Annotated in this window: 2 protein-coding genes; both read right to left on the reverse strand. The window is 48.4% G+C overall.

The window, feature by feature from the left end; genetic code table 11:
- Positions 1-14: 14 nt before the first annotated feature.
- Positions 15-7979 (reverse strand): non-ribosomal peptide synthetase, encoded by a 7965-nt coding sequence (locus D3H65_RS11495; RefSeq protein ID WP_119050449.1) that lies wholly within the window; start codon positions 7977-7979, stop codon positions 15-17.
- A gap of 10 nt (positions 7980-7989) precedes the next feature.
- Complete coding sequence (locus D3H65_RS11500; RefSeq protein ID WP_162915563.1) at positions 7990-12438, reverse strand: type I polyketide synthase; 4449 nt, start codon at positions 12436-12438, stop codon at positions 7990-7992.
- Positions 12439-12451: the final 13 nt, after the last annotated feature.

Genomic DNA, 12451 nt, shown 5'->3' on the forward strand with positions numbered 1-12451 from the left:
GTTATTAATGATTATTAAAGTTTGATCCTTTCGTTGGTGGTTTGTGTGTCGGCTTTTCTTTCGGCCTTAAACCAGGTTACATTCATGATCTCACTGGCCAGGTGTTCGATCGTAGGCTTTTCAAACATTTTCTGAATGCTGATCACCACACCAAATTCTTTTGATATGCGCGACAATATTTTGATGGCTTTGATACTATGGCCGCCCAGTTCAAAGAAATTATCCCTGGTGCCGATCTCCTGGCCCTTCAGGCCCAATAGCTCCTGCCAGATGGCTACCAGCCGTTTCTCCACATCATTCATGGGCTGCACGGGTTGCTCATCAGTTACAGGCACTGCCTCATCCGTAGGCGCGGGCAGTTTCTTTTTATCTACTTTGCCATTGACGGTAAGCGGAATACTATCCAGCTGCATAAAGCGGCCGGGTACCATATAAGCAGGCAGTTTGTGCGACAGGTATTCCCTGACCTGGGTCATATTGAGTTTTTCCGCAGCTACCAGGTAAGCGATCAATTCTTTTTCGCCATCTGCAGCGGTATGCACCAGTATGGCTGTATTCAACACATCCTGGTAGCTGGCCAGCACCTGTTCTATTTCGCCAGGCTCCACCCGGTATCCACGTATCTTCACCTGATCATCCATACGTCCATGGTATGCCATATTCCCATCCGGCAACCAGCTTACGACATCGCCCGTCCTGTATAATTGCTCTCCGGGCCAATAAGGATCTTCCATAAACTTCCTGGCCGTAAGCAATTCATTGTGCAGGTATCCTTTCGAAACACTGGCTCCTCCAATACACAACTCGCCCTTGATGCCGGCCGGCAATAACCCAACCTGCTGATCCACCACATACAGGCGCGTATTGGTTATGGCTTTGCCAATAGGGATGGCCTCGCCCGGGGGATAGTCCATAGCCCCTGCGGCGGCAGGTATTGTAGCCACGACTGTGCCTACTGTCGTTTCTGTAGGTCCATATTCATTGTATATTTCAATGGAAGGGTTGATCGATTTCAATAGCGCAATATGCGTGGCCGTCAATTCTTCTCCACCTGCAATGAGTTGATCAATGGCCGTATGAAAGCCTGTTACATTGTGCAATAAGAAAATATGAGCAGGTGTACATTTCAGGAAATTGATCTTCCGGTTGCCATAAAAAATATCTGTCAGTATATCCAGTACATTCATGGCCTGAGGATAGATGACCAGTTCGCCGCCACACAACAGCGGCCCGAATAAACTCGTTACCGTCAGGTCGAATGAAAGCGACGTAAAGAGAGGAGCCAGGTATCTTTTGTCTGGCCGGTTAAAATACTTCTCCTGGCTGAAAGAAAGGTAATTGTACAGATTGCCGTGGTTGATCATCACCCCTTTGGGATTACCGGTAGACCCGGAAGTATAGATCACATAGGCAAGATCATGTACCGTCACCTCCCTGGCAACCACTGTATCTTCCGGATAAGCGGACAAAGCCTGCCTGATGTCCTGTAGTTTGCCGCTATCAATGATCATCCGGCAACGGCTATCACGGGCAATAAAGTCGATACGGCTTTCAGGATAGGCAGGATCAATAGGTACATAAGCCGCCCCCGCTTTTAAGATGCCCAGTATAAGAACAACCGCCCATTCACTCCGGTCAATCAAGATGCCTACCAGGTCACCAGGTTGCACGTTATACACAGTGGCCAGACAATGGGCCACTTTATTGGACAGGTTGTCCAATGTTCCATAACTGAGCTGTGTAGCACCATAACTTACCGCAATGGCTGCGGTATGCGCTGCCGTCACCTGTTTAAGATCGGTCAGGATCGTTTGCCGGGGATAACTTACCACTTTGTCATTATACACTTCCAGCAAGGTTTTATATTCCTCGTCTGACAGGTAATCTATCTTGCTCACAGGCAGATCGGGCCGGGCAACAAAATTCCTGATCGCATTTTCAAAATGGTTCTTTATCTGTACTATCGAGCCCTTTTCCAGTACCGAAGGATCATAGATAAATGATATTTTCATACCTGATGCCTCCGGCAATACCTGCAGGGTAAAAGCGTAGTTGGATTCAATGATCACTTTAGAAGACAAAGACCTTATTTCACCCGACTGGGTCTCATGCACCCCTTTCTTAATAATGTCTTCCACGGGAAAATTCTCAAACACCACAATATGATCGAATAAATGACCGCCTGCCCGCACCTGCGATTGTATGTCGGGCAATGGTGCATAATGATGCGGCATGGTTCCAATGGCCTGCTGCTGCATGGCCTGCAAAAGGTCTTTCACGCTTTCTGTACCTGTATATTGCAGGCGAACGGGTACTGTATTGATAAACAAGCCGATCATCTGGTCAATGCCTTCCAGTTCACCGGGCCGGCCCGAAACCACTGTTCCGAATACTACGTCCCTGGTATTATTGTACCGGCTAAGCAAATAGCCCCATACCGATTGAATAAAAGTATTTTCTGTTACCTGCAGTCCATTGCACAAGGTCCGCATAGCAATCACCTCCTCCGGAGAAAGTGTGAACTGTACTTCTTCCACCGTGGCAGTGCTTTTCTTAGCCAGCGTTTTCTTAAAGGGCACTTCCGCCAGGCCATCATAGCCCGCCAGGTAATTACCCCAGTAGGATAAGGTACTCTCCCGGGGTTGGCCTGCCAGCCAGTTTATATAATTTACATAAGGAAACACTTTGCCCAACCGGGGTTCTTCTCCACGTAGCAGGCTTTTATAAATAATAAAGAATTCCTTGATCAGGATACCACTGCACCAACCGTCCATTAATATGTGGTGAAAGCTCCATACAAATTCATAAGCATTATCCGGCGCCATCACTACCGTAAGCCGCATTTGTGATGCTTTGGCGAGGTCAAACCCTCTTTTTCTGTCCTGCGTTTTGTAGTCGGCTATAAATTCTTCTTTGTCTGCATGCACCGGTACTTCCAGGTAATGAAAGTCAGGCTCTGCAACCTTTCTCACCGCCTGTAGATGACGGTTCTCATACTCATGGTGAAAGGAGGTACGCAATACATCATGCCGCCTCATTAAATATTCATAACTCTTTTTGATCAGCAGTATATCGATCTGTCCTGACAGGCGGAAAGACATTTGGTTTACATAGGCCGTAGAATCCGACTCCTTTTGCCAATGGTAATAAATACCTTCCTGCAAGGGCGACAATTCATATACATCTTCTACGTCCTTATGCGCATTGAGCAATATCAGGTCCTCCATCTTCAGGTCCTTGAAGGAGAGATCGCCCGGCGTTAAATAGCGATCAGGTGTATGACGGAGCAGGTCAATTAACTTTTTAAGTTGCTGCTCGTAGCTGGCTGCAAAACCCTCCACCGTTTCCCGCTTGTATTGCTCCCGGCTATACCGGATGCCCAATTGTAAACTGCCCTGGATCACCGCAGCATTTACTGTCATATGGCTTTCCTGCTCATACCCTCCATCCACGTCATGCCCCTTTCCTTCTTTGGCATAACTAAATAGTTCCGCTCCTGTAGCATTGCTGACGCCTGCCCCCAGATCGCCCAGATAATTAAACAGTACATCAAACCTTTGTTCCTCCTGTTGCAAAGCAGCGGGTTTCTCTGCAAGCAAATACCGCGCTATTCCATAACCAATGCCCTTGTTGGGCACCTTACGCAGCTGGTCTTTTACCAGTACCAGGCCATTCACAATATCTTTAGCACTGTGAATATCCAGCAGCACGGGATACAGAGTGGTAAACCATCCCACCGTGCGGCTTATATCTACCTCTTTTATTATTTCTTCACGCCCGTGGCCCTCCAGCCCCACCAATAGGTGCGGCTTCTCAAAACTGGCGTTCACGGCCATCGCCAATGCTGTTAGTAAAATATCATCTACCCTGGTATTATACACCTGGTTGATCTCTGTAAGCAATGATGTTGTCAATGTTTCATTCAACCGTACAGTGATCGAACTGCTGTCTTTCGACAAATTGCTGCCCTCCGGCCAATCAGCCCGTAGCCCATCAGTCCTATACTCAGCCACCGCCGACCAATAAGGCAACTCCTGTGTAATAGCTTCACTTTCGCTGTATAGTTTCAGTTGTTTGGCCCATTGCTGGAAAGAAACAGTTTTCGCAGGCAACTGTATGGTATCCCCTTTGCTCAATTGTTCATACAGCACAGGCAGGTCTTCCAGCAGGATACGCCAACTTACACCATCTACCACCAGGTGGTGAATGATCAATAGCAGACGGTCGCCATCCGGCAAACGGAAGATCGCCGCTTTCAGTAATGGTCCGGTCAGCAGGTTGATCGATGCCTGCAGTTGTTCACTGAGCGAAGCCATGGCAGCTATCGGATCAGCAACGGAGACGAGATCGTGGACCTCCATAGTGACTGAATTCCGTTCAACTCCTTTTATAGATTGCTTCCATCTTTGTTGGTCCTGTACAAAAACACTGCGCAATACATCATGGTGCTTCACCAGTTCCAGTAAACTTTGTTGCACTATACCTGCATCGATGCGCAGTTTACTATGCAGTAATACAGATTGGTTGAAATGATGTTTATTGACAAAGGACTTTGATAGCAACCATTGCTGTATGGGTGTCAGGGTACTATCTCCTTCTATGATTGCCTGTGCCGGTTGTTCCTGGCCGGAACGCTGCACCCATTTGGCCATATCTTCCAGCACAGGATACTTCAATATATCGCGGGTGGATACTTTATATCCATGTTGCTTCAGCTTGCCCGCCAGCAGGATCGCTTTGATGGAATCGCCGCCCGATTCAAAAAAACTGTCTTTTACACCGCCTGGCAGTGTACGTTTAAGCACCAGTTGATACACTTCGAGCAACACGCGCTCCGTATCATTAGCCGGCGCTGCATAGGACACGGCAGCAGGCACACCTGTAATGGCCGGAGCTGGCAACAACTTACGGTTGATCTTGCCATTGGGCAATACCGGCAAACTGTCCATGGCTACAAAATAAGCAGGCACCATATAGGAGGGTAACTTAGACAGCAGGTAATCCCGTATGACCGCTATACCTTCGCCTCCTTGCGGCACCAGGTAGGCCACCAGGCATTTTCCCTGGCTACCGTCATTTTGCGGTACTACAACGGCTTGTTTTACCAAACCGCTCAATAACATCACCTGCTCTATTTCACCCGGCTCGATCCTGTAGCCCCGTATCTTTACCTGGTTATCGAGCCTGCCAATATATTCTATATTTCCGCTACTATCCCACCTGGTCAGATCACCTGTACGGTATAACTTACCCTCTTTTTTGACAGGATCATCCACAAACCGCGAAGCCGTCAATAAGGGATTATTCAAATACCCCCTGGCCACCTGGATGCCACCTATATATAATTCACCCGGTACACCTGTGCCCACCAGCCTCATATGATCATCCAATACATACAGCGAAGTATTGGCTACCGGCTTTCCAATAAACACCTTATCAATACGGGCGTCGGTATCAAAATAAGTTACGTCAATAGCTGCCTCCGTAGGTCCATATAAATTACACAGCGGCGCCTGCATTTTGCTATACCACTTTTGAACCGATGCCAGGGAAAGGGCTTCTCCGCTGGCGATCACTCTTTTTAAAGAGGATAAGAACCGGATATTATACGCCCGGTCAAAGAGGTCATGCATAAAGGCATCCAGCATAGGAGGCACAAAATGCAGACAGGTAACACCATGCCGGAATATCAGGTCGGCAATACTGCCCGGATCACTCACCACCTCTTTATTACAAAGCACCATTTTGCATCCCAGGCATAGTGGCATAAATAATTCCCATACCGATACATCAAAAGTGAAGGATGTCTTTTGCAGAATGACATCCGTATGGTCAAATGCATAATGCTCCCACATCCAGCGCAGGCGGTTGACCACGCCGGCATGTTCCATCATCACTCCCTTGGGCCTGCCGGTTGAACCTGAAGTATAGATCACATAGGCAAGATCATTGGCCTGCACAGCTGCGGTCCCATCAACAGGTACCGCTATTAAATGATCAGCATCGCTCAGCAGTACGACCTGTACACCCGTACCGCTATCTTGTATGCGCCCCTGGTGATCGGCTGTTGTAATCACCACCTGGCAGGCTGTATCTTTTAAAATATAAGCAATATGGTCGGAGGGGTAAGCCGGATCTACAGGCACATAGGCGCATCCGGATTTCAGGACGCCAAGCAATGCTACGATCATGTCGACCGACCGGTCAATACAAACAGGCACCGGCGAACCGCCGGGAATAGACAGTAAACGCAGGTACGCTGCCAATTGATCGCTTCGCTTGTCCAACTCTTCATAGGTCAGCTCCGTATTTTCAAAAACCAGGGCAATTTCATGCCTCCTTTTCAATACCTGCTCTTTAAACAGGTCAACCAGCGTATGGCCCACGGGATACGCTTTCGTCACTGTGCCCCATTGCAGCAGCTCAGTCTTTTCAGCTTCCGGCAAATAATCCAATGCATACAGCGGTAATACCGGGTCCGAAACCGCTGCTAGCAACAACTGACGGTAATGGGTTATTAACCTTTGTATGTCTTCAATTGTATAGATGGATGTATTGAAATCAATATCCATGCGCAAGCCATCGGCCTGCTCGGTAAAAACGACCTGCAGATCAAACTTAACAGCGCAGGCTCCTTTATCAACTATTTCCGGTGTAAGGATGTGACCGGGCTCCTGCATTGACGGCGTGCTTTTGCCCTGCTGACTTTGCAACACCATCATCACATCAAACAATACCGACCGGCTGTTATCACGTTTTAAGCCAAGATCGGTCACCAGCCTGTCAAATGGATAGGCCTGGTGTTCATAAGCGCCCAACGTTGTTGTACGAATGCCTTGCAATAATTCTGTGAAACTATGCTTACCATTGAAACGGGTGCGTAAGGGTAAGGTATTGAGGTAAAAACCGATCTGGTTTTCCAGATCAGCATGTTCACGTCCGGCAACCGGTGTTCCTATAATAATATCTTCCTGGCTGGTATACCGGTAAAATAAAGTATTGAGCACGCCCAATAGTCCCATAAACAAGGTGGCTTGCTGCCCATGGCATACAGTACGGAGCTGTTCTGTAAGATCTTTATTGATAACGGCTGATAACTGGTGTCCATCAAACGACAACAACGCCGGACGTTGATGACTGGCAGGCAGGTCCAGTACAGGCAGTTCTCCTTCCAGCTGCGACAGCCAATAAGCCTGATGGCCTTTTAGTTTACCGGTCCGTAAAGCTGCCTGCTGCCAGGCAGCATAGTCTTTGTATTGTAAGGCCAGGGCTGGCAATGCACCTGCATTCCCCTGCACCTGCGCATGGTAGTAATGTAATACCTCATTGCCCAGTATTTCCATGGATACACCATCACTGATGATATGGTGTACATTGTAAAAGAAAATATAATCTTCAGGACCCGTGCGGATCAGGTCAGCCAAAAACAAGGGGCCTTTTTCAAGATCAAATACTGTTGCAGACCGGCTGCTTATATAAACATCAATATCCGCAGGTGAAGCATCTGTCAACTCCTGGTATCCTACTGTAAAGGTGAAGCTGGCTGAAGGGATCACTACCTGCCGCAATTCTCCGCCTTCCGTTTCTTTGAATACTGTCCGCAATATTTCATGCCGGTCAACCACTTTCCGTATCGCAGCTTCAAAAACAGCGGGGGTATAACTTCCTTTCAGCACTACCCGGTTGGGCATATTGTAAGCGCGTGAAGCTTCTTCCAGCTGGCTTACGATCCATAACCTGCGTTGTCCGTCTGACACCGCATAGTCAGCGGCCTCCTTAACTGCCGGTATATGGAGATAAGCACGCTGTCCGCCATATTGATTTAAGTAATGGATAAGCGCTGCTTTATGCAGGCTGATCTCCTGGATGATCTCGTCGGGGATTGAAGCCCCTGTATCCGTAAAACTCACTTGCAGGTCCGTACCGGCTACTACCAGCGATATATTTTTTTCAGCAAGCCTGTTTATTAACTCAAGCATATAGGATCGTTTATATGGTAATCACTTTCAGTTCTTTGTCGGCGGTATGCACCGTATTGATCTTCTTAAGGCTTTCGATCAGCTGGATCTCTGCAGCATATGATTGCACCGTAAGATTTTTGAAGAAAAAGTCGATGGGCAGCTCAATGCCAAATTCCTTATGGATCTTGCGCGATAAGGTCATTGCTTTCAGGGAATCACCGCCCAGGTCCAGGAAATTGTCCAGCACACCGATCTCGCGGATATTCAGCACCTCGGACCACAATCCCACCAGCTTTCTTTCCACTACTGTGGCAGCAGGCAGATAGTCCACTGTCAAAGCTGGTCGCCCGGTATCAAATACCTCCGCATCTTTTACCACCGCAGGCATCTGCCGGTTTTTCCCCATATATTTTTCGAGACGGTATTCAAGATCATAAACCGAAACAGCCAGACGGCCCTGGCCAAGGGTTTGCAATGACCGCTCAAATACTTCGCACAGCTCAACCGGGTTGATCCCTTTGTCCCCATGCGCCCCACCCAATGCCAGTCCATCCAGGTTCACACTCAACCAATTTCCCTGCTGCTCATTTTGCAGGTCGATAAAATGGTCCATAAAGCAGTTGGCAGATGCGTAGGCATTGTAGCCAAGTCCCCCCACTGCTACAGAGAGGCTGGAAGTGGCCCAGAAAAAGTCGGGCGCTTTATCTCTGAATATCTTTTGTAAATGCATCGTGCCTGTCACCTTCGCAGCAAAGAGCCGGTGCACCTGTGCGGTGTCTGTGGATTCGATCAGCGAGAAGTATTCGCGGGCCGTATCACCCGCCGCATGTATAACTCCATTGATGGGACCTGCGGTTGCTTCTGCCTGCCGGATCACCGTTTCCAATAACGGTTGGTCTGTAATATCAGCTGCATAATAAGCTACGCTTCCGGGTAGTGACTGCAATTCCTCTAGGTCCTGTAGTTTCCGGGTCAATGCGGAATCGCTTCCTGCCACCGGGTCGAAAGATCCTTTCAGGGAGAGCTCACTACGGCCAATCAGTACTACATGGGCTTCATATTGTGTCAATAAATGCCTGGCAAGGCATATACCTACTTGTCCCAATCCGCCTGTTATAAGATACGTACCTTTCTTTTTGATCACCTTCGTGCCATTCCTTTGAAGAGGCATAGGTTGATAACTATTTACCCATCGTCTTTTATTCCTGAGTGCTACCGTAATATCCTGTTCATTACAGCATAGTTCCTTATAGATAAGCGGTACGGCCTTTACGCCGTCCTCCGGTGATATATCGATATGACTACAGAAAAAGTAAGGATTCTCCTGCGACCAAACCCTTAGCAGACCAATGGCCGTTGAGGCACCTACCTCCCTGTTGCCGGCGGCATTACCAATAGCATACATATCAGTGGTAATGAAATAAAGGGCAGCCTGTGTAGAGGTACCATGAATACTTAATCCTTTGTATAAATGCAGCAAATTGAAGTAATCTGTCCAGGCATCCGGACTACTCCAGGTATAGATGATCTGATCCATCACGAAGCCCTGCTGAAGCAGCCAGTTTCCCAACTGCTCATAATCCTCCCTGGCCTCGTGGTTGATCATGCAAATACCAGGCTCCTGTGTTTCAAAATGACGGCCTTTTCTTACCTCCATCACGGCATGGCCCTTTTCTATCAGCAGCCGTTTTAGCGCCATACTACCCTCACTTTCATCCGTCAACAACAAGTAATTTTTGATTGCCTCCTTTTTAGCTTGATTGTCCAGCAATGGACTTTCTTTCCAGGAGGGTATATAAAACCAACTGGCTATATCTTTTTGTTTTGTACCCTGTGCCATTACCGGCCTGGCATTATTATGCGCTAATGGATTGACCGCAACCGGGAAATGGTATTGATCAAACTGGTAGCCCGGCAAAGAGACGACCTGCCTGTTTTCTTTTTGATCGGCAGCATCCCAGTTCACAGCAACACCCTGCATCCATAACTGGCCCATTTTCTCCAGGAAAAAATAGTCGTCGGCAATCCTTTCGGGTGAACGCCTCACCAAATTGAAGGGTGCATACTGATGGCCACCGGCTTTACTGATCTGCCTGCAAAATCCGGCCAACGTATTACCAGGCCCTACTTCAATACAAACAAGGTTGCCCATGGCCAATATCCCTTGCAGTCCTTCACTGAACCGGACCGTTTCCCTGATATGCCTGCCCCAGTAGGCAGGTTCCAATACTTCTTCACCAGCCATATTGCCCGACACATTGGATACAAAGGGGATTTGTGGTGCAGAGAGTCGCATTGTCGTCACCGTCTTTGTAAATTCATCTACTGCCGGGTCCATCATTGCTGAATGAAAAGCATGAGATGTTCTGAGCCTGGCAACAGGGATCTCCGCCGCCGCCAGTGTATCCGATAGTGCTTGTATAGCTTCATAACTGCCCGCCACTACACAGGAATCAGGCGTATTAATGGCAGCCACGGCTATATCCTCCTGCAGGTAGTTAGTGATCGAAGCTACCGGGCATCCAATGGCCAGCATAGCTCCGCCGGCTTGCGCACCCATCAAACGCGCCCTCGCCACTACCAGGCGGATGCCCTCTTCAAAAGAAAACATACCACTGATGCACGCAGCCGTCAACTCTCCAATACTGTGGCCGATCATGAGATCCGGCTGTATGCCCCAATGGGCCAGCAATTTGGCCAGCGCATATTCAAAGATGAATAGCGCAGGCTGCGTATAGATCGTATGATTGATCGTATCATTTTCTTCTCCAAACAGGATTGGGAAGAAGTCTTCACCCGTCAGCTTTTTCAATTGGCTGAACCCTTCCTCCATCGCCACTTTAAAAACGGGAAACTGATCATACAACCCCTTCCCCATGCCCCGGTACTGGGCCCCCTGGCCCGTGAACATAAAAATGATAACGGGTTTAGCGCCGTTGTCTACCAGCGCCCCATCGTTTTTTTGAATACTATTAATGGTAAGCGTATCCTTGTCATACAGGAAGCAATGCCTGTATTTAAAATGTTTTCGCCGCTGCTGCAACGTAAAAGCTGCATCGGCTATATTGCTTTCGTAGCGTGGCCACTGCGCTGCTAACTGAGCCACTTGTTTTTCCAGCGACGACAAGGTCCTGGCAGAACAGGGTAACAAAAAATGCCGCTGTTCTTTCTTTGCAGATCTGCCTTCCGGTGCTTCTTCCAACACCGCATGTACATTCGTCCCTCCTATTCCAAAAGAACTTACCCCTGCCCGCAAAGGCATGCCTGCTTGTCCCTTCCAGGAACGCAGGGTATTGTTTACATAAAATGGTCCGTTGTTGAAATTGATGTCCGGATTGGCCTCCGTAAAATGCAGACTTGGCGGTATCTCTTTATGCCATAGCGACAAGGCTGTTTTAATAAGTCCTGCAATACCAGCCACCGTATCCAGATGGCCTATGTTTGATTTTACGGACCCTATAGCGCAATACTTTTCCGTTTGATTGCCAAAAGCATGGTTCAATGCTTCTATTTCGGCAGGATCACCCAGTTTGGTAGCTGTTCCATGCGCTTCTATATAGGAGACCGTACCGGGATCGATACCCGCCAGTTTATGCGCCAGCATGATACAGGCAGCCTGTCCCTGTATGCCCGGCGCTGTATAACCCACTTTGCGACTGCCATCATTATTAACAGCCGAAGACTTGATCACCGCATAGATTCGGTCCTGGTCTTTCAAGGCTTCCTCCAGCCGCTTCAATACCACTATACCCACACCCTCTCCTGCCATCGTACCCGAGGCATCTTTATCAAAGGTCTTGCAATGCCCATCGCGTGAGGCGATCATTCCTTCATAGTACTTATAGCCCGGCTCTGTAAGCGTTGAGATACGCACCGCGCCGGCAATGGCCATATTGCATTCATTCATCAGTAGGTTACGGCAGGCAATATGGATCGCTGCCAGTGAGGTAGAACAAGCCGTGTCGATAAAATAAGCCGGACCTCTCAGGTTTAGTTTATAAGCCAGTAAGCTGGCTACATAGTGTCTTGAAGAGATCTTATCCGCCATAAAAGGCGCCACATCACTTTCCGCCGCTTTTACAATACTGTGTGCGATCCAGTTGAGGTTATCCGACGCTCCTGCAAACACCCCTATCTTCCCCTCGTAACCAAAGGGATCATATCCTGCATCTTCCAGCGCCAGCCAGGCGTTTTCATGAAAAAGCCTGATCTGCGGGTCCATCAGCGCCCCTTCTTCGCGCGAGTACCCGAAAAAAGGTGCATCAAAAGAATCCTTCCCGTCAATAACAGAACGGATCTTAATATAGGCCGGATCATCCATGGCTTGTTGATCAAGGCCCGATTGCAAAATTTCTTCTGCAGTGAGGAAATGGACAAGCTCCTTCCCCTGCCGCAGGTTATCCCAAAACGCGGCCAGGTTGCCGGATTTAGAAAACCTGCAAGACATTCCAATAATGGCAATATCCTTCTTGCTCATAAGGTGACCATGA

Source organism: Paraflavitalea soli, from assembly GCF_003555545.1.
Classification (GTDB): domain Bacteria; phylum Bacteroidota; class Bacteroidia; order Chitinophagales; family Chitinophagaceae; genus Paraflavitalea; species Paraflavitalea soli.

Bases quoted from the DNA above. Each gene is read 5' to 3' on its own strand.
- D3H65_RS11500 (WP_162915563.1), bottom strand. From the start codon at position 12,438: ATGAGCAAGAAGGATATTGCCATTATTGGAATGTCTTGCAGGTTTTCT.
- D3H65_RS11495 (WP_119050449.1), bottom strand. From the start codon at position 7,979: ATGCTTGAGTTAATAAACAGGCTTGCTGAAAAAAATATATCGCTGGTA.